This window comes from Achromobacter sp. NPDC008082, assembly GCF_042957345.1.
Lineage (GTDB): Bacteria > Pseudomonadota > Gammaproteobacteria > Burkholderiales > Burkholderiaceae_B > Achromobacter > Achromobacter kerstersii_A.
On the sequence record NZ_JBIBIB010000002.1, the window covers coordinates 347,319 to 369,161 of the forward strand.

Here is a 21,843-nt window from a genome sequence, read left to right on the forward strand (position 1 = left end):
TTCAAAGCTACATCCTCCTTGCGGAGGAAGGGGAGTTTTTGTGTTTCTTCGCCTGTTCAAGTATTTGTGGCCTGAACGCTATCTGCCGGAAACCGAGCAGGACGACCCCTTCAACGAAGATCCGCCGCCACGCGGCCTGGACACGATCGGCGTGCTGCTGGTGAACCTGGGCACGCCGGACACGCCCAGCAAGCAGGACATCAGGAAGTACCTGGGCGAATTCCTGTCCGACCCGCGCGTGATCGAAATTCCCCGTTATTTGTGGAAGCCCATCCTGCATGGTCTGGTGCTGACGCTGCGCCCGAAAAAGCTCGCGCCGCGTTACGCTGGCGTGTGGCTCAAAGAGGGTTCGCCGCTGATGGTTTACAGCCAGCGCCAGGCGGACGGCGTGCGCGCGGCCTTGCAGCAGTCTGGCATCAATGCCGTGGTGGAATTGGGGATGCGCTATGGCAATCCGTCCATTCCTGACGCCATCACGCGTCTGCGCGCCGCCGGTTGCGAACGCATCCTGACCGTGCCGCTGTATCCGCAGTACGCCGCAAGCACCACCGCCACCGTGGTGGATGCCGTGACGCGCCATGCGGGGCGGCTGCGCAATCAGCCCGAACTGCGCTTCACCAAGCGTTTCCATGAAGACCCGGTCTGGCTGGACCCTCTGGCGGCCAGCATCGAGTCCTTTTGGCGCGAACGTGGCAAACCGCAGAAGTTGGTCATGAGCTTTCACGGCCTGCCGCGTTATTCGATCGAATTGGGCGACCCGTATTACCGCGATTGCATGGAGTCGGCGCGCTTGTTGTCGCAGCGCCTGTCGCTGCCGCGCGACCAGATCGAAGTCACCTTCCAAAGCCGCTTCGGCACCGCGCGCTGGTTGGAGCCCTACACCGAACCCACCCTCAAGGCGCTGGCTGCCTCGGGCGTTACCGAGGTGGATGTGGTGTGCCCGGGATTTGTGGCAGACTGTCTGGAAACGCTGGAAGAGATCAGCCTTGAATGCCGCGACGCCTTTATTGAGGCAGGCGGCAAGCAGTTCCGCTACATCCCTGCTCTGAATGACGATCCCGACTGGATCGCCGGTTTGGCCAGGTTGGTGGAACGGAACTTGCAGGGGTGGCCTCTGACTGTCCAGCCCATCACGGACTTGAAGGAGAAGGCGCATGCACCATGATCCCAAGAGCGGCAAAGCGGTAAAAAAGGGGACGGTTGCCACCCCGGTAGATGAGGATCAGGTCGAGCACGATCTGGATGAAGCGCTGGCTGAAACCTTTCCCGCCAGCGACCCCATCGCAATCCGGCCCGAGCCGGAAGATGACGAAACGCGCGTGGACCGTGCTCTGAAAGAGAGCTTCCCGGCCAGCGACCCGGTCGCGCCCGCGGCGCCCCACAAAAAGTAAACGCCTTCGGCCACGCCGCCGCCCGGGCGGATGCCGTCGGGGAATATTTCGCTTTCCCGGGCTTGAAATAGGGGTATTGGCCCCCATTCATGTCTGCGAAAGCCATTCTTTTTGGAGGATTCCCCATGACGGCACCCCACGAGCCTGTAGATCAGACGCCCGAAGTCGGCCAGAACGCCGACGCGGCCCCCGCCGCCCAGGACGCCGCGCAGGCCGAGCTGAACGAGTTGCGCGCCCAACTGGACGCCGCCCAGGCTACCGTCAATGAGCAGCACGACCAGCTTCTGCGTGTGCACGCCGAAGCTGAGAACGTGCGCCGCCGCGCCCAGGAAGAAGTGTCCAAGGCGCGCAAGTTCGGCATCGAGTCGTTCGCCGAAAGCCTGGTTCCGGTCAAAGACAGCCTGGAAGCCGCACTGGCCCAGCCTGACCAAACCGTTGCCACGCTGCGCGAAGGCGTCGAAGTGACCTTGAAGCAGCTGAGCGCCGCCTTTGAGCGCAATCTGCTGAAAGACATCGCCCCGGCGCAAGGTGACAAGTTCGACCCGCACCTGCATCAAGCGATTTCGTCCATTCCCCACGAGCAGCCCGCCAATACCGTGGTGCAGTTGCTGCAAAAAGGCTACGTCATCGCCGACCGGACGCTGCGTCCGGCGCTGGTGGTGGTGTCTGCCGGTCAGGGCTGAACCGCCTCGCGCGCACCATGACCGATCCCCGTTTCGATCCGGCTCAGGTTTTCCAGGTGTTCGGCATGCGTCATGTCGACACCGCGGGATTCGATGCCGCCGTGGTCCAGGCGCCGGGGTCGGACCTGCGTTGCGTGTTTTTGTGGGGACAGGATTGCTATAACTGCAATCTTTTCAAGCAGGCGGCGCTGCTGCATCAAGCCACCTTGCTTGAGCTGGGCCTGACCTGGTTCGAGGCTGACGTCTACGCCGACGAACCCCTGGGCCGCCGCTTTTCCCTGCATGGTGTCCCCACTTTTGTGCTGTACCGGGCTGGCAAACGGCTCGGGCGTATCACCGGTTGGCCCGGATTGCCCCAGTTCACGGCGGCAATTCAGCGGTTGCAAGACCCAAATGCGGAAAATTCCAGCAAGGCGTCTTGAAAAACCCTGCGAGTAGCCCCAGTTACGTGGGGACAAGAAGTTTCTCTCTATTTTCATAGATTCAATTCAAGGTAACCCACCATGAGCAAGATTATTGGCATTGACCTGGGCACGACCAACAGCTGCGTGGCTGTCATGGACGGCGGGCAGGTCAAAATCATTGAAAACGCGGAAGGCGCTCGCACCACCCCCTCGATCGTCGCCTACATGGACGACGGCGAGACCCTGGTTGGCGCACCCGCCAAGCGCCAGGCTGTGACCAACCCGCGCAACACCCTGTACGCGGTGAAGCGCCTGATCGGCCGCAAGTTCGAAGAAAAAGCGGTGCAAAAGGACATCAACCTGATGCCCTATTCCATCGTTCGCGCCGACAACGGCGACGCCTGGGTGGAAGTGCGCGGCAAGAAGATGGCGCCTCCCCAAGTGTCGGCTGACGTGCTGCGCAAGATGAAGAAGACGGCCGAGGACTACCTGGGCGAAGAAGTGACCGAGGCCGTCATCACCGTGCCCGCCTACTTCAACGACAGCCAGCGCCAGGCCACCAAGGACGCCGGCCGCATCGCCGGTCTGGAAGTCAAGCGCATCATCAACGAACCCACCGCAGCCGCGCTGGCGTTCGGCCTGGACAAGACCGAAAAGGGCGACCGCAAGATCGCCGTCTATGACTTGGGTGGCGGCACGTTCGACGTGTCCATCATCGAAATCGCTGACGTTGACGGTGAAAAGCAGTTCGAAGTGCTGTCGACCAACGGCGACACCTTCCTGGGCGGCGAAGACTTCGACCAACGCATCATTGACTACATCATTGCCGAGTTCAAGAAGGAACAAGGCGTTGATCTGTCGAAAGACGTGCTGGCGCTGCAACGCCTGAAGGAAGCGGCTGAAAAGGCGAAGATCGAACTGTCGTCGGCTCAGCAGACCGAAATCAACCTGCCGTACATCACGGCGGATGCCTCCGGTCCCAAGCACTTGAACCTGAAGATCACGCGCGCCAAGCTGGAAGCGCTGGTTGAAGAACTGATCGAACGCACGATCGAACCCTGCCGCGTCGCCATCAAGGACGCCGGCGTGAAGGTTTCCGACATCGACGACGTGATCCTGGTCGGCGGCATGACCCGCATGCCCAAGGTTCAGGAAAAGGTGAAGGAATTCTTCGGCCAGGAACCGCGTAAGGACGTGAACCCGGATGAAGCCGTCGCCGCTGGCGCCGCCATTCAAGGTTCCGTGCTGTCGGGCGACCGCAAGGACGTGCTGCTGCTGGACGTGACGCCTCTGTCGCTGGGTATCGAAACCCTGGGCGGCGTGATGACGAAGATGATCCAGAAGAACACGACGATCCCGACCCGGTTCTCGCAGACCTTCTCGACCGCTGACGACAATCAGCCGGCCGTGACGATCAAGGTGTTCCAGGGCGAGCGCGAAATTGCCGCGGGCAACAAGGCCCTGGGCGAGTTCAACCTTGAAGGGATTCCGCCGTCGCCGCGCGGCATGCCGCAAATCGAAGTCACGTTCGACATCGACGCCAACGGCATCCTGCACGTGTCCGCGAAAGACAAGGGCACCGGCAAGGAAAACAAGATCACCATCAAGGCCAACTCGGGTCTGTCGGAAGACGAGATCCAGCGCATGGTCAAGGATGCCGAGGCCAACGCCGAGGAAGATCACCGTGTTGCCGAGCTGGCTCAGTCGCGCAACCAGGCCGACGCGCTGGTGCACGCCACCCGCAAGTCGTTGACCGAGTACGGCGACAAGCTCGAGGCTTCCGAAAAGGAAAGCATCGAAGCCGCCATCAAGGACTTGGAAGACACGCTGAAGGAAGGCGACAAGGCCGCGATCGACGCCAAGGTGGAAGCCCTGTCGACCGCATCGCAGAAGCTGGGCGAAAAGATGTACGCCGACATGCAGGCTCAACAAGCCGCCGGCCAGCAACAAGCGGCCGATAACGCGAAGCCGGTAGACGACAACGTCGTCGACGCCGACTTCAAGGAAGTCAAGCGCGACCAATAATGGCCGGGCGCTGACCAGCCTCTGCCGCCCGGTAGCCGGAGAAATCCGCCTACCGGGCGTACTCATTCTGTAGCACTGAAAAGATGGCTCGTTTTTGAGCCCACGGATCATGGCAAAACGCGACTATTACGAAGTCTTGGGCGTAGCGAAAAACGCCTCGGACGACGAACTCAAGAAGGCCTATCGAAAGCTGGCCATGAAGTACCACCCGGATCGCAATCCGGACAGCAAAGAAGCCGAAGAGAAGTTCAAGGAAGCCAAGGAAGCCTACGAGGTCCTGGGTGATGATCAGAAGCGCGCCGCGTATGACCGCTATGGCCATGCGGGCGTGGACCCCAACTCCGCCGGCATGGGCGGAGCGGGAATGGGCGGCGGTTTTGCCGACGCCTTTGGCGACATTTTCGGCGAGATCTTTGGCGGCGGTGGCGGCGGTGGCCGTCGCGGCGGCGGCCCGCAGGTGTACCGCGGCGCCGACCTGAAGTACGCGCTGGAAATCACCTTGGAACAGGCCGCGGCCGGTTTCGATACCGAAATCCGCGTGCCCAGCTGGGAGAACTGCGATACCTGCCACGGCTCCGGCGCCAAGGTCGGCACCTCGCCCAAGACCTGCCGCACCTGCGGCGGCTCGGGCGCCGTGCGGATGCAGCAAGGCTTCTTCAGCGTGCAGCAAACCTGCCCGACCTGCCACGGCAATGGCAAGGAAATCACTGACCCGTGCCCGTCATGCGACGGCGTGGGCCGTATCCGCCGCAACAAGACCCTGCAGGTCAAGATTCCGGCCGGTATCGATGACGGCATGCGCATCCGCTCCAGCGGCAATGGCGAGCCGGGTATCAACGGCGGCCCGCCGGGCGACTTGTATGTGGAAATCCACATCAAGCAGCACAAGATCTTCCAGCGCGACGGCGACGATCTGCACTGCGAGCTGACCATTCCGTTCACCACGGCGGCATTGGGCGGCGAGCTCCAGGTGCCCACGCTGGGCGGCAAGGCCGAGATCTCGATTCCCGAAGGCACCCAGTCGGGCAAGACCTTCCGCCTGCGCGGCAAGGGTATACGCGGCGTACGCGGCAGCTATCCGGGCGACCTGTATTGCCACGTCGTCGTGGAAACGCCGGTGCGCTTGAGCGAAGACCAGAAGAGCATCCTGCGCCAGTTCGAGGCCTCGCTGAACGACGGTGGCGATCGCCACTCGCCGCAAAGCAAGTCCTGGACAGACCGCGTGAAGGAATTCTTCAGCTGATCGGCCGGTAGGGCCAGTGGAAAAGCCGCGACGAGAATCGCGGCTTTTTCTTTTGGGGATTCGTTGGGGCGCTTTGCCCATCCGGCGTAATAAAAAGGCCGCGGCTTTGCGCCGCGGCCTTGGTACTGCTGATGCTTCGTACTGCTGGTGCTACGTACTGCTGGTGCTACGTACTGCTAGTGCTTCGTACTACTACTGCTTCGTACCGCTACTGCTTCGTACTACTACCTCGTACTGCTACTACTGGGTACTGCTACTGCGGTTGCCGCTGTACCGGAAGAAACCGGCCCCAAGCCATGATGCCGCCTGAGGCCGGCCGGGCTACAGCAAGCAGCTCACCGGGTGATCGGCGGGTATTCGAGTTCGCCGAACGTGTATTGGCCGCTGGCCTTGGCTTGAGCCAGTTCCTGCTGGACTTCGGCGCGGGTCTTCACGCTGGCCGGAGCCGCAACAACGGGCGGGTATTGCAGTTCACCGAACGTGTATTCGCCGCTGATCTTGGCTTGTTGCAGCTGCGCTTGCACTTCTTGCGAGGTCAGGCTGGCCGCTTGGGGCTGGGCGGGCGGATAGTCCAGTTCGCCGAAGGTGTATTGACCGCTGGCCTTGGCTTGCTGCAATTCGGTTGCGACTTGTGCGCTTGTCTTGGCTTGTTCAAGGCCGGCGGCTTGAGCGCCAACGCCGACCAGGGCTAGGGACAGGAGCAGGGTGGTGGTTAGGGTTTTCATGGTGAGACCTCCAATTCGTTTTTAGTGGGGACCGAATCCGGCGGCCCTCCGTCGTGGTTCGTTGTTTGTTCCCGATGACTGAATTGTGCGCGTCATCCCACCTGGGATAAACCCGTATTCCTTGAAAACATCTTTCCAAATAACCGAGTAATAAGTTGTTTGTGAAAAAAATTCCCCACCTATGGCATGGTTATGCCGTTTCCCAGGCCGAACTGTTCGAAGGCCTGGATTTCATCATGCAAAAAAAAGCCCCTGCATAAGGCAGGGGCCGGGGTTGCGAGACGTGCTTAGCGGATCAAGGCGTGGCCTTCTTTTTGAAGTCGCCCGCCACGGCGGTGCTGAAGCCGTCAGGCCGCAGGTATTTGCGCAGGGCGGCGTTGACGTCATCGGGTTTCAGCGCCGAGATCTTTTTGTCCATCTCCGCCGACCATTCGAACGTGCGGCCACGTTGCAGGTAGTCCAGCCACGTGCTGGCCAGGATGTCGTCCTGCGCGCGGGCCAGGTTGCGGTAGTTCAGCAGCGCATTGATGCCGTCGGCAATTTCCTTGTCCGAGAAGCCTTCCTTCAGGACGCGGGCCAGCTCTTCATTGATGGCCTTTTCCAGGCGCTCGCGGTTTTGCGGCGCGTAGATGGCGTACATCGTCCAGCTGGCGCTGGGTTCGAACGACGAGACTGACAGCGAGCTGCGCACGTTGTACGACAGGCCTTCGGTTTCACGCACGCGGTTCCACAAGCGTGACGTTTCCGACGCGCCGAACAGGTAGTTAGCCAGGTACAGGGCCGCGTAGTCGGCGTCCGTGTCTTGCAGCTTCAGCGGCATGCGCGAGATATAGAAGGCGTTGGCCTTGTCGGGCGTGTCGATGTCGAACTGCTTGGCGGGAATGTCGCGGTACGGATTGGGCACGCGGGTGTAGGCGGGCGCCTTCTTCCAGCCGGCCAAGCCGGCCTTGATTGCCTTTTCCACGGCTTCCGGCTCGAAATCGCCCACGGCCGAATACTCGATCTTGCCCGCGCCATAGAACTTGGTGTGGAACTTGACCAAGGCGTCGCGATTCAGGCCGCGCACGCTGGCCAGTGCTTCTTCAAACGTGGGTACATAGCGCAGGTCATCGGCAGGCCACGGGTTGTCCTGGCGAGCCAGGGCGCGGCCAGCCAGCGCCGAGGGCTCGGTCATGGCGTTCTGGATCGAGGTCTCGATCTGGCGCTGGTATTCCTCGAGCTGTTCCTTCGGGAAGTTGGCGGTGCGCACGATTTCAAGCGCCAGGGCAGTCAGTTCGGGCAAGTTTTCGCTCTTGGTCGACATCGCGACCTTGAGCGTGGTGCCGCCGCCGCTAAAGCCCAGCTCGGCTTGCAGCTTGTCAAGACGGTCCTGGATGTCCTGGCGCGACAGCTTGGCCGTGCCGCGGGTCAGCAGGTCGGCGACGGCGCTTGCGTTCACGCGTTGGCCGCGCAGGTCTTTTTCATTGCCGAACTGGATCAGCATCTGCGCCTGCACGCGGTTACCGCGCGTGGCTTTGGGCAAGAGCGCCAGTTGGACCAGGCCGTTGGGCAGATCCAGCTTCTTGCGCTGCGTGAGCTTGTCGATATTTTCCGGCGTGGGATCAAAGGCGGATGCGGCTTTGAAGTCGGGGTCGCCCTTGTAGTCCTTGAAGACGGCCGTCAGGTCTTCACGCTGCAATTGCGGGGCGCGCACCGGCTTTTCGGTGGGGATGTAGCGGCCTTCGATGCGGTTGCTTTGCACCAGATACGTGACAGCGGCCTTTTGCACGTCGGCCAGCGAGGCCTTGCGTGCGCGGTCGCGTTGCAGGAAGAACAAGCGCCAGTCGCCCGCGGCGATCGCTTCGGACAGCGCCACGCCCACCTGCTCGGGATCGCTATAGGTTTGTTCCCACGCGGTCAGCCATTTGCTGCGCGCGCGGTCCAGTTCCTGTTGCGTGAAGGGCTTCTTCGCCAGCGTTTCCAGCGTGCTGGTTAGCGCCGTCATGGCGGTGTCCAGGTTCTTGCCGGGGGGCAGTTGGGCGCCGAACATCGCCAGACCCGGGTCACGGTTTTCCATGGTGAAACCGAACACGCCCGACGCCAGCTTGGTGGCGACCAGCGCGTGATACAGGCGGCCCGACGGCGTGTCGGACAGAATGACGGTGGCCAAGTCCAGCGGCACGAAGTCTGCGCTGCCGGCGGCAGGGATGTGGTACATCGCGGCCACCAGCGGGGTGCCGCCCGTGCGCCGCAAGGTCACCGAGCGTTCGCCGTCTTGGGTGGGTTCAACGGTGTATTCGGGCGGCAGCTTGCGTTCGGGCTTGGGCAGCTTGCCCAGCGTTTCCTGAATATCCGCCAGCGTGGCTTGCGGGTCGAACTTGCCGGCCACGATCAGCACGGCGTTATCGGGCTGGTAGTACTCGTGATAGAAGGCGCGCAGCTGGGCGATGTCGACGTTTTCAACGTCGGAGCGCGCACCGATGGTGTTCTTGCCGTAGCTGTGCCATTGGAAGGCGGCCGCTTGCATCTTCTGCATCAGGATGCGGGAAGGGCTGTTTTCGCCACTTTCCATTTCGTTGCGCACCACGGTCATTTCCGAATCCAGGTCTTCCTTGGCGATCAGGGAATTGACCATGGCGTCGGCCTGCCAGCCCAGATACCACTTCAAGGTCTCGGGGTTGGCGGCGAAGCTGGCGAAGTAATTGGTGCGGTCGCTGGAAGTCGAGCCGTTGGCTTGCAAGCCGCGGCGCGAGAATTCGCCCATGGCGTTGCGGGTGGTGGACGTGCCTTTGAACAGCATGTGTTCAAGCAGGTGCGCCATGCCGGTCTGACCGTAGTTCTCGTTGCGTGAGCCCACCAGGTACGTCATGTTGACGGTGGTGGATGGCTTGGATTCATCAGGAACCAGCAGCACTCTCAAGCCGTTGGCCAGGCGGTATTCAGTAATGCCTTCAATCGAGGCGGCCTCCGAGACGCCTGCCGGAAGGGGGGCGGCGCCGGCCTGAAAGGCCAGGAAGGAGGAGAACAGCAGCACACCCAATGGGCGCGGCAGCTTCGACAGGGACAGGCGCATGGCAGACAATTCCTTTGGCATGGCAGAATCCGTTGGAGTGTATACGTTGGCAATGGTTCAGGGGCTGCCGCTCCGTAGCGCAAGGCAAGGAAGTGCAACATGTCTCTATCTCTGGAAGTTGAAACGCCGCGGCTCGTACTGCGCCAATGGCGTGCTGATGATCGCAAGCCGTTCGCGGCAATGAACGCGGACCCGCGCGTCACCGAGTTCCTGCTGCCGCTGTCCGAGTCCGAAAGTGATGCGTTGGCCGGCCGGCTGGCGGCGGGCATTGATGAACATGGCTGGGGCTTTTGGGCCGTTGAGGCGCCCGGCGTGGCGCCGTTTGTCGGGTTCGTGGGCATCAAACCGATGCCGCCGGCCTTGCCGTTTGCGCCAGGGGTGGAAATCGGCTGGCGCCTGGCGCAGCCGTACTGGGGCCGGGGCTATGCCATCGAAGCCGCCGAGGCCGCGCTGCGTGTGGGTTTCGAGCAGGTGGGCTTGAACGAAATCGTGGCGTTCACCGCCGTGGGCAATCAGCGTTCGCGGGCGGTGATGGCCAAGCTGGGCATGCTGGCGGATGCGGACATGTTTGATCACCCCTCCGTGCCGATTGGGCACCCGTTGCAACAGCATGTGCTGTATCGCCTGCGGCGCGAGCAGTGGATGCGAACAAAAAATGGTGACGCCGACCCAGGCGCCATGCCGGTTGCGGCTGCATAACGGCCCGAAAGCCGCGTCGTCATAGGGTGTTGCATCGCAATATCGTTAGTGCACAAGGCAAATTTGAGGTCGGCCGGTTCGCGGGTGTAAGCTTTTCAAGACGTAGTAGCTGTTGCCGACGGGATGCGCGACAGCCGTCTACCGGCTTCCCGTCCAACGCCAGACGCCGCCTTGAGCGCGGCGCCGGTGCTTGTCGTTCGCGCCTTCGCTGCCGGCATCCTGCCGGCGCATTTTTCGGAGGAACGACCCATGCTGACCGAGATCGTCACGCGTGCATTGTCCCAACTGACCGGTAACGCCCTGAACGGCGACGGGATCAAAGGGCAATTTCAGTACGCCTACGCCAGTGATGACGGCCAATTCGTGGCCATACTGACCCATGACATGACCACCTATGTGGTGGACTTGAGCACCCAGCGGTATTTCGAGGAGTGCGGCGGTTCGCCTCGCGGGTTTGCCGGACATGTGCTGGAGATGGAGGGCGCCGCCGCGCGCAGCCATCCTTGGCCGGCCGCAAACGACCTATTCGACCTGGACATGGATGCAGACGAACTGTCCTGGCGCCAATGCCCCGGCTTGCGCAGTGCGTCTGCCGCCAACCGATCAGTGGAGAGCCGCGCCGCCTGAGAGTGGCCAGAAGCGGCAACACCTTACTGAACCGGCAGATTGCCGGTTTTTTTTATGCGTGGCGCGTGACGGGTTCAAGAGCCGCCCGGTACACTTTTGCCCATGAAAACGCCCGCTGAATTCGCCGCGCCCGATGGCGCAACCCTTGTCGACTGCACGCATGAACGCCATGCAGACCAGATTCTGGCCATCTTCAATGACGCGATCGTCAACTCGACCGCGCTGTATGACTACAAGCCGCGTCCGCGCGAGGCGATGCAGGGCTGGTTCCAGACCAAGCAGCAGGGCGGTTTTCCGGTGGTCGGTTTCGAGAACGCGGACGGTGAGCTGATGGCGTTCGCCAGCTACGGCACCTTCCGCGCGTGGCCCGCTTTCAAGTATTCCGTCGAACATTCCGTGTATGTGGATGGGCGTTTTCGCGGCAAGGGCCTGGGCGAAGCGATGATGCGCGTGCTGATTGAGCGGGCGCGCCAGAATCAGGTGCATGTGCTGGTGGGCGGCATCGATGCGTCCAATGACGGCAGCATCCGCCTGCACGAGAAACTGGGCTTCACGCACGCCGGCACGATCAAGCAAGCGGGATTCAAGTTCGGCCGGTGGCTGGATCTGGCGTTCTATCAGCGGATTCTGGATACGCCTGAACAACCGGTGGACGGCTGATCCCTCACCGGCCGCGCGTTATTTCGACAGCACCCGCATGGCTTGTTCCAGGCCGGCGACCGTGACCGGGTACATGCGGTCTTGCATGATGTCGCGCATCAGCGCGATGGATTGACGGTACTGCCATGACGCCGTGGGCTCGGGATTGAGCCAGACGGATTTCGGCCAGGCATCCAGCAGCCGCCGCATCCATTGCGCGCCGGGCTCTTTGTTGTAGTGCTCAACCGAGCCGCCCGGTTGCAGGATTTCGTACGGGCTCATGGTGGCGTCGCCGACGATGATCAGCCGCCAGTCCGGGTTGTACTTGCGCAGTACATCCCAGGTGTCGAAGCGCTCGTTCTGACGCCGCCGGTTGCTTTGCCACAGGCTTTCGTAGGGGCAATTGTGGAAGTAATAGACTTCCAGGTTGCGGAATTCGCTGCGTGCGGCCGAGAACAATTCTTCGACGCGGCCAATGTGGTCGTCCATGCTGCCGCCCACGTCCAGCAGCATCAGCACCTTTACCGTGTTGTGCCGTTCGGGGACCATGCGCAAGTCCAGGTGGCCGGCATTGCGGGCCGTGCTGGCGATGGTGTCGTCCAGGTCCAGCTCCATCTCGGCGCCTTCGCGCGCGAAGCGGCGCAGCCGGCGCAACGCCACCTTGAAGTTGCGTGTGCCGAGTTCGACCTGATCGTCGTAGTCCTTGAACTGGCGCATGTCCCAGACCTTCACCGCCGTGCGGTTGCCGGCCGATGCGCCGCCCACGCGGATGCCTTCGGGATGATAGCCGCCGTTGCCGAATGGCGAGGTGCCGCCGGTGCCGATCCATTTGCTGCCGCCCGCGTGGCGTTCCTTCTGCTCTTCCATGCGTTCCTTGAAGAGCTCCATCAGCTTGTCCCAGCCGTGTTTTTCGATGGCGGCTTTGTCTTCGGGCGACAGGTTCTTTTCGAACTGCTTGATCAGCCAGTCCAGCGGAATATCCTTGCCGGCGGGCAGGGCGGCTTCGATGCCTTTGTAGTAGGCGCCGAAGGCCTTGTCGTAGCGGTCGTAAAGCGATTCGTCTTTAACCAGCGTGGCGCGCGCCAGGAAGTAGAACTCGTCCAGCGTGGGCGCCATCAGGTCGTGGCGCAGCGCGTCAACGAGCGTCAGGTATTCCTTGACCGAGACGGGCAGCTTGTGCGCCCGGAGGTGGTAGAAAAAGTCGATCAGCATGAGCGGGCTGCGCTTGGCGGCAAGATCAGCGGCGCTGGCCGCCGCGCGTCATGGCCGCGAGGCGTTCCAGCAGATGCACATCTTGCTCGTTCTTCAACAAGGCGCCGGCCATCAGCGGCACGGCGGTGGCGGTGTGCGCGTCGATCTCGGCGGCCGTGGCGTTTTCAGCCAGCAACAGGCGCAGCCAGTCCAGCAGCTCTGACGTTGACGGCTTTTTCTTCAGGCCCGGCGCATCGCGCAGCGCAAAGAACGTGTCCAGCGCCGCGCGCAGCACGTCCTGCTTCAGATGCGGATAGTGCACGGCCACGATGTCGCGCATGGTGTCGCGGTCGGGGAAGCGGATGTAATGGAAGAAGCAGCGGCGCAGGAAGGCGTCGGGCAGGTCTTTCTCGTTGTTGGACGTGATGATGACCAGCGGGCGATGGCGCGCGGAAATCGTCTCGCGCGTTTCGTACACATGGAATTCCATGCGGTCCAGTTCGCGCAGCAGGTCGTTGGGGAATTCGATGTCGGCCTTGTCGATCTCGTCGATCAGCAACACCACCGGCTCATCGGCCTGGAACGCTTGCCACAAGGTGCCTTGCACGATGTAGTTGCGGATATCGCGGACTTTTTCATCACCCAGCTGCGAGTCGCGCAGGCGCGATACCGCATCGTATTCGTACAAGCCCTGATGCGCCTTCGTGGTGGACTTGATATGCCATTGCAGCAGCGGCCGGCCCAGCGCGCGCGCCACTTCTTCAGCCAGCATGGTCTTGCCGGTGCCGGGTTCGCCCTTGATCAGCAGCGGGCGCTGCAAGGTCAGGGCGGCGTTGACGGCGAGTTTCAGGTCATCGGTGGCGACATAACTGTCGGTGCCGTTGAAGCGGGCAGGCGACGCGGAGGTGGCGGACTGGGCTGCTGACATTGTCTGATGGCTTCCGAGAATTGACGGGGATCAAACCCATCGTAAGGTATTAATCCTGGGCAATTATCGTACAATCAGGCGGTTTTGCAGTTGGATTTGCAGCTGGGTTCGACCCGCAACGTGTTTGCAGGGGGCCAACGTGTGAGCAGGCCCTAGTCCTTAAGCCATACCAAGAAGAGCCATTCCAATGAAGTTGCGAACCTCTCTGAAGTGCACGGTTTCCGTGTTGGCCGCGATGGCATCCTGTGCGATCGCCGGCCAGGCTGTTGCTGCTGACGCAGCGCCTGTCGGTAATATCCAAAACGCCCGCGACAAGGTTTCCATGTGCATCGGATGCCATGGCATCGAAGGCTACAAGGCGACGTTTCCCGAGCTCTATCACGTGCCGATGATTGCTGGCCAGAACGCCAAGTACATCGAAACCGCCCTTAACGAGTACAAGAAAGGCGCGCGCAGCCATCCCACGATGGACGCCATTGCCGGCAGCCTGTCTGATCAAGACATCGCCGATCTGGCCGCGTACTACTCGAATCTCAAATAAGGGGCAAAACATGAATCGCACGATGCTTGCCCTTCTGGGCGCGACCCTCGCCTTCGCGGGCTCTGCCGCCCACGCGCAGGATCTGGCGGCCGGCAAGGCCGTCTTCGACAAATTCAATTGCGCGTCGTGCCATGGCGCCGACGCCAAGACGGCGGTGGACCCGGCCTACCCGACGCTGGCCGGCCAGCACGCTGATTACCTGTCCCACGCCCTGAAAGCCTACAAACGCGGCGCCTCCGGCAGCGCGGCCACGGCCAATGTGCGCAAGAACCCCATCATGGGCGCTTTCGCCACGCAACTGTCCGACCAGGACATCTCCAACGTGTCGGCGTGGCTGGCGTCCCTGCCCAGCGACCTGGGCGTACGCAAATAACCCGCTAGCGGGTTCAGAGGCTGGCGCGGCGGCGGATCAGATCGATATAGCTGTCGCTGTCCAGCGGCGTGCCCAGCCGCTGCGCTTCCCACACGACCTGTCCCAGGCATTCCATGATTTCGTGCGCCGCATGATGGGCGTCCGAGCGCGCCGTCAGTTGCTGATAGGCGAGACGGATGCCGGGCGGATGGTCGATGGACAGCTGCTCTGCAATGGCCAGATGCATGGACAAATGCAGAAAAGGATTCGTGCGGCCCTTTTCCACGGCGTATTCGGCGGTCATGGCGTCGGGGCTTTCAAGGTCGCCGTGATATTCCGGATGCTCGATGATCCAGTCCAGCGCGATGGCCTCAAGCGGGGTCAGCACCTCGTTGGCGCGGTGCTTGCGCCAGGTGTCGATAAAGAATTCGCGGACTTGGTCGCGTGAGGGATTGAACATCGGGTCGGGGCAGAAATGCGGGATGGAGATGCATTATTTTACCGCCCCTGGGCGGCGGTCAGGTTCCTGTAGTGTCTTTGCGATATAGAATTGGTTGCTATCCGCCATCCGGTCTGCGGTTCGCCAGGGTGATTCGCCCCTGCGGAATCGGACGCTTTCCGATGCGGCGCATGCAGAAAAACCACCCGGAGCAAATGGAGCATTCATGACCTACCAACATATCAAGGTTCCCGCTGGCGGCCAGAAGATCACGGTCAACGCTGATTTCTCGCTGAATGTGCCTGAACAGCCCATCGTTCCCTTCATCGAAGGCGACGGCACGGGCGCCGATATCACCCCGGTGATGATCAAGGTTGTCGATGCCGCGGTGCAGAAAGCCTACGGCGGCAAGCGCAAGATCCACTGGATGGAAGTCTACGCGGGCGAGAAGGCCACCAAGGTCTACGGCCCCGACGTGTGGCTGCCCGATGAAACCCTGGAAGTCGTCAAAGACTACGTGGTGTCCATCAAAGGCCCGCTGACCACCCCGGTGGGCGGCGGCATCCGTTCCCTGAACGTGGCGCTGCGCCAGCAATTGGACCTGTACGTCTGCTTGCGTCCGGTGGCGTACTTCAAGGGCGTGCCGTCCCCGGTGCGTGAACCCGAAAAGACCAATATGGTGATTTTCCGCGAGAACTCGGAAGACATCTACGCGGGTATCGAATACATGGCCGAAAGCGAGCAGGCCAAGGAGCTGATCCAGTTCCTGCAAACCAAGCTCGGCGTGAAGAAGATCCGCTTCCCGAACACCTCGTCCATCGGCATCAAGCCCGTGTCGCGCGAAGGCACCGAGCGCCTGGTGCGCAAGGCCGCGCAGTATGTCATCGACAATGACCGCACGTCGCTGACCCTGGTGCACAAGGGCAACATCATGAAGTTCACGGAAGGCGGCTTCCGCGACTGGGGCTACGAGCTGCTGCAAAAGGAATTTGGCGCGCAGCTGATCGACGGCGGCCCGTGGTGCAAGTTCAAGAATCCGAAGACGGGGCGCGAGATCATCGTCAAGGACGTGATCGCCGACGCCTTCCTGCAGCAGATCCTGCTGCGCCCGGCCGAATACGATGTCATCGCCACGCTGAACCTGAACGGCGACTACATCTCTGACGCGCTGGCCGCGCAAGTGGGCGGCATCGGCATTGCGCCGGGGGCCAACCTGTCGGACTCGGTCGCGATGTTTGAAGCCACCCACGGCACGGCGCCCAAGTATGCAGGCAAGGACTACGTGAACCCCGGTTCCGAAATCCTGTCGGCCGAAATGATGCTGCGCCACATGGGCTGGACCGAAGCCGCCGACCTGATCATCTCCAGCATGGAAAAATCCATCCTGTCCAAGAAGGTCACGTACGACTTCGCCCGCCTGCTCGAAGGCGCGACGCAAGTGTCGTGCTCGGGCTTTGGCCAGGTCATGATCGAAAACATGTAATTCGCGGTTCGCTCCGCATTGCTCCGTAGAACCCGCCCGCCGTCATGGCGGGCGGGTTTTGTCTACCGGGTTCATCTACCCTTACTCGCATGAAGCGCGCCGCGCTTGCATCGTTCTTCTCAGGTTGATCGCTGTGCCCCGAATGTATGTTTCCCTGGCCACCTGGCTGGTATTGCTGGTTCCTGCCTTGGCGCTGACCAGCCCGGTGGGGGGTCCCGCTGTGCTTTACCTGACTGGCCTGGTCGCGCTGACGGCGCTGGCCGTAAACGCCATCAAGCGTTACGAGCCCATGGCGTTTGGCGAGTTGTGGCCCATGTCGCTGGTGTTGCTGCTGCCGCTGGCCTGTATGTTCATCACGTCCGCGGTGCGAGGCGTGTGGAGCAATTCCGAGCTGGAGAAGCTGCTGCGCTTTGCGCTGGCGCTGCCGGTGCTCTGGCTGCTGCTGCGCGCGCCGCAGCGATGGCTGAAGCTGGTGCAGTGGAGCATTTTGGCGGGCGCCGTGGCGGGATCGGTGCTGTTGATCGTTACGCTTCATACCTTAGATCGCAATGCCATGGTTGATGTCGGCGGACGCTATAACGCCGTGGCGTTTGCGAACATGACGTTGCTGTTTGGCGCGATGACGCTGTTGTCCTTGGGCTTTGGCCCCTGTACGCGCTGGCCGCGGGCCGAGACAACGCTGAAGCTGCTGGCCGTCGTGCTGTCCGTCTACGCCACATGGGAGTCCGAGACGCGCAGCAGCTGGATGTTGCTGCCCATTCTGGGGGTGGTGTTCTTGCTGGGCATGCGCAACTGGAAGCGCCGCCACAAGGTGTATTGCGCATTGGCAGTCTGTGTGGCGCTGGTGGTCAGCGCCGCCGCCATCTGGACCTTCAGTACCCGTATGCACGAGATTTCGAAAGACCTGCAGGGCTATTCAACCTCGACCAATCGCGATACCTCCTTTGGTATCCGCTTGCAGTTGTGGCACGCGTCCATCCTCATGTTCCAGAAAAGTCCGCTCGTGGGAATCGGGCCCAGCAAGTTCCGCGAGGAACTGCGCCAGCTGGAAACCCAGGGCATCGTGACAGCCGAAGTCGTCGAAGGCTTTGGCGAACCGCACAATGACATGCTGGCCGCGTTGTCGGGCTACGGCCTGCTGGGCCTGTTGAGCATCCTCACGCTGTACCTGCTGCCCGCCGCCGTGTTCTTCCGGCGTCTGTCCAGCGACGACCGGGTGATACGCGTGGGCGCGCAGCTGGGCCTGCTGTTCTGCCTGGGCTACTGCGCATTCAGCCTGACGGAAATGATGTTCCGCAATATGCGCAGCGTGCCCAATTATTCGCTCATCGTCGTGACGCTGATTGCGTTGACGACGCCCCGCGTTGCCGAGGCCGCCAACCGCGCGCTGCGGCGCTGATGTCCGGCGGGGAAAACCCCGCGCAATGCAAGCAAACTCGAACGCAAGGCGCACCCGCCTTGCGTTTTTTTTATGCGTCTTGCGCTACATCAAGCGCCTTGCGACGACTTGGTGAAAACCCTGCTGTGCCCCCGTATCCTGATGCAACGCAATACATAAACCGTCACATTCTGCCTAGAAAAGTTTCAGGCATAAGAATGGGCATCATGAGGAGGGGCTGTGAAAAATTCCAGTCTGCGCAGGGAGTTGTTGTGGTTCGTATTCGCTATCGGCGCAGCCGTGTTGGTCTTGGGGGCGTGGGACGCCTGGCAGCGCCGCTCGGAAATGGTGGCCGAACGCAAGACCGAGCTGCGCCATGTGCTGGATTTGTCCGCCGGCATTCTGCGCAACGGCAAGCAAAGCGTTAGTGAAGGCATGCCGCTGGCGGAGGCCAAGCGCAACGTGGCGCGGCGGCTGGCGCAGTTGCGCTACGGCTCTGATGGCTATGTGGGCGCGTTTGGCGACGACTACGCGTTGCTGGTGCATCCCGACCCCAAGCTTGTCGGCACAAACGTGCGCGGCATCAAGGACGTGGACGGCCTGCCGATTTTCGAGAACCTGTACGCGGAGGGCAAAGCGGGGGGCGGCTACGTGCAGTACCGGTTCCCGCGGCCGGGCGCCGACGAGGCGCTGCCCAAGATCAGCTACGCCGCCTATGACGCCGAGTGGGGCTGGCTGATCTTCACCGGGCTGTACGTGGACGATGTCGACGCCGCGTTCTACGGCACGTTATGGCGCCAGGGCGGTGTGACGCTGGGCTTGCTGGCGCTGGTGCTCATCGCCGCCCTGCGCTTTTTCCGCACCCATGTGATCAACCCGCTGGATGAAGCCGTGGTCTTGTGCGAGCGCGTGGCCAATGGCGATCTGTCTTCCGTGGTGTCGCGCCACCATCGGGGCGAGATCGGCCGTTTGTTCGAGGGCATGGGAAGGATGCAGCAACGCCTGGACGTCGCCGTGCGCACCATCGTGCAGTCCACCAGCTCCATCGCCGCGGCCTCGCGCCAGATTGCGGCGGGCAGCATGGACTTGTCGGATCGCACCGAGAAGCAGGCGGCCGCCCTGGAACAGACGGCGGCCAGCGTGGAAGAGATCACCGCCACGGCCAAGCAAAGCGCCGAGCATGTGCGCGAAGTCAGTTCGCTGGCGGGGCAGTCGGCGCAGTTGGCGCGCCAGGGCAGTGAAGAGACCCAGCATGCGATCGACGCCATGCACGAGATCTCGCACAGTTCGCAGCGCATTGGCGAAATCATCAGCGTGATCGACGGCATTGCGTTTCAGACCAATATCCTGGCGCTGAATGCGGCCGTGGAAGCCGCCAGGGCCGGCGAGCAGGGCCGTGGCTTTGCGGTGGTGGCGGGCGAGGTTCGCGCCTTGGCGCAGCGTTCCGCCACCGCGGCCAAAGAGATCAAGGGGCTGATCGAAACCTCGTCCGAATCGGTGGCGCGTGGAAGCCAGCGCGTGGAGCAGGCCAGCGCCACGATGGGCAGCGTGCTGGAATCCGCCGCGACCAGCGCGCCGCTGATGGGCGAAATCGCCACCGCGTCGGCCGAGCAAAGCGTGGGGATCGAACAGATCAATCAGGCCGTGACGCACCTGGACAGCGTGACGCAGCAGAACGCCGCGCTGGTCGAGGAGTTTGCGGCGTCGGCCGCCACCTTGCATGAGCAGGCCGACGACCTGGCGCGCGCCGTGTCGGTGTTCAAGCTGTCTGCAGCCGGCTAGGCAGACTGTGCAGCCCGCCCATGGCACGTTGCAGCCGGATGCTCAGTTCACGGCTGGCCGGCGTCATGGGCATGCGCAGCTCGTCGGTGATCAGCCCTTGCATCGCCAGCGCGCGCTTGATGGGCGCGGGATTGGGTTCGGCGAACAGCAGGCGGATCAGGCCGCGCAAGGGCTCGAAGAGTTCGCGCGCGGCCTCGACGTGGCCCGCCTGCGCCAGGCGTATGACTTCAACATAGCGCTCCGGGTACACGTGCGCCGCGGCCGGGATGGCGCCGCGTCCGCCCGCCAGCCAATGATCCAGCAGCGACAGATCTTCGCCGCATAGCGCGGCCAGGCGGCCGCGCGCGTTCAAGGCGGACAGCACCGAGGGATTGCATTCCTTGACGGCGCTGAAGTTGGGCAACAGCGCCAGCTTCTCCATGGTCTCGACCGTCATCGTCACGCCCGTCCGCTTGGGGATGTTGTACAGAATGATCGGGCGTTCGGTCGCCCACGCGATCTGCCGGTAATGCCACAGGATGCCGGCTTGCGATGGCCCCAGGTAGTAAGGGGGCGGCACCAGATAGCCGGCAGGGGCAAGTTTGTCCAGGCGGCGGATGGCGGTGGCGACCCCGCGTGTGTCGACGCCGCCTGCGCCAAACACCAGCGGCAGCGCGTGCGGATCGCTGGCGATGGCTTCGGCCATGTCGATTTTTTCGGACAGGCTGAGCAGGTTGCCTTCGCCGGTAGAGCCGAACAGCACCAGCCCGGCGATGCCGGCGTTGCGATAGTAGCGGGCCAGCGCCTGGGCGGCGTCCAAATCTACATAGCCGCCGCGCATCGGCGTGATCATCGGCAGCCAGATGCCTTCGAATGCGGTCGTGACGGGCATGTCCATGGCTTATTGCACCGTGATGGCCGAAGCCGGGCGCACCGCGCCGAATTCCGCTTGGGGCAGCCCGCACATGACGGCGTGCATCAGGTCGCCGAGTTCGTGGCGGGCGCACTGTAGTTGCAACGTGCTTTGCGCATGGGCGTGGTCCACCGACAGCACATAGACGCCGATACGGTCGCCCAGCTCGCGGTGCAGCGCCAGCCGCACCTTCAGGGCATCCAGCGTATCGATCCTGACCGTCAGCGCCACCCGCTCGGATTGCGGCAGGGGTAGCGCGGGAGAGGAAGGGGGCGAAAGCAGGGGGCGGCGGTCCAGTCGGGGAGTCATGGCGGGGGGCGGGACGGATACGCCACTTGCGGCGATCCGGGGTTCCGGTTGGTTGATGACGATTCCACTATAGAAATCGCACCGTAAAACCTGCCGATAAAAGCGGGCGCGGCGCATAAAAAACGCGTCAACGCCGCGCCGGATCAAAACGTTTTTGTCACGGACAGCAGGCCGGTTGCACGGCCCATGTCGCGCCCGCGCGTATTGGTGTAGACGGCCCGGTCGGCATTGGTGTCCAGGTACGCAAGCGACACCGACAGGCCCGCGCCAAAGTCTTTCGTCAGCCCCAGCTTCCAATCGGTGTACGATCCGTTGTCGACGTTGCGCACGATCTGTCGGCCGACATGGGCATTCAGCGTCAAGCCCCACACGCCGGTGTCGACGTTGCCCGTCAAGTCAAAGTATTGGCTGTACTTGCTGTCGGCAAAGCCGAACAGGTTGGTCATGGCGATGGAATACTTGAACATCACCGGGCCGTAACCGATGCCGGCATAGAGCTCGGTGGTGTCCGGGCTGGTGAACCCGGACGGATAGTCGCCGGGGTAGTAATACTGCAAGACGCCCAGGTCAACGGGCACGCCTTCTGTCAGATTGCCTTTGTAGCCGCCGTAGAAATCCATTTCGACGGGGGCCGACACGGCGCTGTTGCTGTCGCCCAGCCAGCTGATGCTGGAATTCCAGTTGCCCAGATAAAAGCCGCTTGTGTGGGCTAGGTCGAAGCCGCCTTGGATAGCGGGCTGGTTGTTCGACTGCATGATGCCGCGATAGCGGTATTGGCTGGCCAGCGTGAGGTTGGCCGATAACGAGAAGTCGCTGGCGGCGGGCGTAGTCGTGGCGACGGGGGCGTCGCTGGCTTGCGCGGTGGCGGCAAGCGTGAGCAGCGCGAGCGCGGCCAGGGTGTTGCGGGACATGGAAAGCTCCTGATGTTGGATGGGATCGCAACAATAGGAGGATCGGCATAAAGCGCGAGACAAGACTCGCGCGGTCGGCATAAAGGCGGCATCAACAACGCGGCATTAACAACGCGGCATCAACAACGCGGCATCAACAGCGCGGCATT

Annotated in this window: 22 protein-coding genes; 14 read left to right on the forward strand and 8 right to left on the reverse strand. The window is 62.3% G+C overall.

Features of this window, described 5'->3' with window-relative positions; all coding sequences use genetic code 11:
- The first annotated feature begins 40 nt into the window (after nt 1–40).
- From hemH to dnaJ, 6 genes are all read left to right on the forward strand, one after another.
- On the forward strand, nt 41–1,165 hold the full coding sequence (gene hemH, locus ACFZAI_RS08645; protein ID WP_391566536.1) for a ferrochelatase: 1,125 nt from the start codon (nt 41–43) through the stop codon (nt 1,163–1,165).
- Complete coding sequence (locus ACFZAI_RS08650) at nt 1,155–1,391, forward strand: hypothetical protein (protein ID WP_391566537.1); 237 nt, start codon at nt 1,155–1,157, stop codon at nt 1,389–1,391. Before hemH ends, ACFZAI_RS08650 begins: the two co-directional genes overlap by 11 nt.
- Before the next feature lie 125 nt (nt 1,392–1,516).
- Entirely contained in the window at nt 1,517–2,074 is a 558-nt protein-coding gene (gene grpE / locus ACFZAI_RS08655; RefSeq protein ID WP_391566538.1) for a nucleotide exchange factor GrpE, read from the forward strand.
- Nucleotides 2,075–2,091: 17 nt separating this feature from the next.
- Nucleotides 2,092–2,496: a thioredoxin family protein gene (locus ACFZAI_RS08660; protein ID WP_391566539.1), complete on the forward strand. Its 405-nt coding sequence runs from the start codon at nt 2,092–2,094 to the stop codon at nt 2,494–2,496.
- An 81-nt stretch (nt 2,497–2,577) separates the two neighbouring features.
- On the forward strand, nt 2,578–4,503 hold the full coding sequence (dnaK, locus tag ACFZAI_RS08665; RefSeq protein WP_391566540.1) for a molecular chaperone DnaK: 1,926 nt from the start codon (nt 2,578–2,580) through the stop codon (nt 4,501–4,503).
- 109 nt (nt 4,504–4,612) lie between these two features.
- Nucleotides 4,613–5,746 carry a molecular chaperone DnaJ gene (gene dnaJ / locus ACFZAI_RS08670; protein WP_391566541.1) on the forward strand — a complete coding sequence of 378 codons (1,134 nt, stop codon included), beginning with the start codon at nt 4,613–4,615 and terminating at the stop codon, nt 5,744–5,746.
- A 335-nt stretch (nt 5,747–6,081) separates the two neighbouring features.
- Here dnaJ and ACFZAI_RS08675 read toward each other — a convergent pair whose 3' ends face one another.
- Together ACFZAI_RS08675 and ACFZAI_RS08680 are read right to left on the reverse strand one after the other, a co-directional pair.
- Nucleotides 6,082–6,471 (reverse strand): DUF4148 domain-containing protein, encoded by a 390-nt coding sequence (locus tag ACFZAI_RS08675; RefSeq protein ID WP_391566542.1) that lies wholly within the window; start codon nt 6,469–6,471, stop codon nt 6,082–6,084.
- A gap of 295 nt (nt 6,472–6,766) precedes the next feature.
- Complete coding sequence (locus ACFZAI_RS08680) at nt 6,767–9,523, reverse strand: M16 family metallopeptidase (RefSeq protein WP_391566543.1); 2,757 nt, start codon at nt 9,521–9,523, stop codon at nt 6,767–6,769.
- A 99-nt stretch (nt 9,524–9,622) separates the two neighbouring features.
- Between ACFZAI_RS08680 and ACFZAI_RS08685 the strand changes: the two genes are divergently transcribed.
- The 3 genes from ACFZAI_RS08685 to ACFZAI_RS08695 all read left to right on the forward strand — a co-directional run bounded on the left by ACFZAI_RS08685 (nt 9,623) and on the right by ACFZAI_RS08695 (nt 11,509).
- Nucleotides 9,623–10,222: a GNAT family N-acetyltransferase gene (locus ACFZAI_RS08685; RefSeq protein WP_391566544.1), complete on the forward strand. Its 600-nt coding sequence runs from the start codon at nt 9,623–9,625 to the stop codon at nt 10,220–10,222.
- A 249-nt stretch (nt 10,223–10,471) separates the two neighbouring features.
- Nucleotides 10,472–10,849: a hypothetical protein gene (locus ACFZAI_RS08690; protein WP_054424416.1), complete on the forward strand. Its 378-nt coding sequence runs from the start codon at nt 10,472–10,474 to the stop codon at nt 10,847–10,849.
- 102 nt (nt 10,850–10,951) lie between these two features.
- Nucleotides 10,952–11,509 carry a GNAT family N-acetyltransferase gene (locus ACFZAI_RS08695; RefSeq protein WP_391566545.1) on the forward strand — a complete coding sequence of 186 codons (558 nt, stop codon included), beginning with the start codon at nt 10,952–10,954 and terminating at the stop codon, nt 11,507–11,509.
- 18 nt (nt 11,510–11,527) lie between these two features.
- On the opposite strand, the gene ACFZAI_RS08700 is transcribed toward ACFZAI_RS08695, so the two are convergent.
- Nucleotides 11,528–12,700 carry a VWA domain-containing protein gene (locus ACFZAI_RS08700; protein ID WP_391566546.1) on the reverse strand — a complete coding sequence of 391 codons (1,173 nt, stop codon included), beginning with the start codon at nt 12,698–12,700 and terminating at the stop codon, nt 11,528–11,530.
- Between the two features lie 25 nt (nt 12,701–12,725).
- Complete coding sequence (locus ACFZAI_RS08705) at nt 12,726–13,607, reverse strand: MoxR family ATPase (RefSeq protein WP_054424413.1); 882 nt, start codon at nt 13,605–13,607, stop codon at nt 12,726–12,728.
- Nucleotides 13,608–13,794: 187 nt separating this feature from the next.
- On the opposite strand from ACFZAI_RS08705, the gene ACFZAI_RS08710 reads away from it, so the two are divergent.
- A complete protein-coding gene (locus ACFZAI_RS08710) occupies nt 13,795–14,148 on the forward strand; it encodes a cytochrome c (RefSeq protein ID WP_006217806.1) in 354 nt (117 codons plus the stop codon).
- A gap of 10 nt (nt 14,149–14,158) precedes the next feature.
- Complete coding sequence (locus tag ACFZAI_RS08715) at nt 14,159–14,521, forward strand: c-type cytochrome (protein ID WP_391566547.1); 363 nt, start codon at nt 14,159–14,161, stop codon at nt 14,519–14,521.
- Between the two features lie 13 nt (nt 14,522–14,534).
- Here ACFZAI_RS08715 and ACFZAI_RS08720 read toward each other — a convergent pair whose 3' ends face one another.
- The gene (locus ACFZAI_RS08720; protein ID WP_054424409.1) at nt 14,535–14,960 is read right to left on the reverse strand and encodes a DUF1841 family protein; all 426 of its coding nucleotides are present in this window, start codon (nt 14,958–14,960) and stop codon (nt 14,535–14,537) included.
- Between the two features lie 205 nt (nt 14,961–15,165).
- Between ACFZAI_RS08720 and icd the strand changes: the two genes are divergently transcribed.
- From icd to ACFZAI_RS08735, 3 genes are all read left to right on the forward strand, one after another.
- Nucleotides 15,166–16,422: an NADP-dependent isocitrate dehydrogenase gene (gene icd, locus ACFZAI_RS08725; protein ID WP_175170855.1), complete on the forward strand. Its 1,257-nt coding sequence runs from the start codon at nt 15,166–15,168 to the stop codon at nt 16,420–16,422.
- A gap of 133 nt (nt 16,423–16,555) precedes the next feature.
- Nucleotides 16,556–17,821, forward strand: a complete 1,266-nt coding sequence (locus tag ACFZAI_RS08730; RefSeq protein WP_391566548.1) for an O-antigen ligase family protein — start codon at nt 16,556–16,558, stop codon at nt 17,819–17,821.
- A 219-nt stretch (nt 17,822–18,040) separates the two neighbouring features.
- Nucleotides 18,041–19,582, forward strand: coding sequence for a methyl-accepting chemotaxis protein (locus ACFZAI_RS08735; RefSeq protein ID WP_391566549.1), 1,542 nt, complete (start codon nt 18,041–18,043; stop codon nt 19,580–19,582).
- Here ACFZAI_RS08735 and dapA read toward each other — a convergent pair.
- The 3 genes from dapA to ACFZAI_RS08750 form a co-directional block, all read right to left on the reverse strand.
- Entirely contained in the window at nt 19,560–20,459 is a 900-nt protein-coding gene (dapA, locus tag ACFZAI_RS08740) for a 4-hydroxy-tetrahydrodipicolinate synthase (protein ID WP_391566550.1), read from the reverse strand. The genes ACFZAI_RS08735 and dapA overlap by 23 nt on opposite strands.
- A 3-nt stretch (nt 20,460–20,462) precedes the next feature.
- Nucleotides 20,463–20,783, reverse strand: coding sequence for a hypothetical protein (locus ACFZAI_RS08745; RefSeq protein WP_391566551.1), 321 nt, complete (start codon nt 20,781–20,783; stop codon nt 20,463–20,465).
- A 143-nt stretch (nt 20,784–20,926) separates the two neighbouring features.
- Entirely contained in the window at nt 20,927–21,694 is a 768-nt protein-coding gene (locus ACFZAI_RS08750) for a TorF family putative porin (RefSeq protein ID WP_391566552.1), read from the reverse strand.
- Nucleotides 21,695–21,843: the final 149 nt, after the last annotated feature.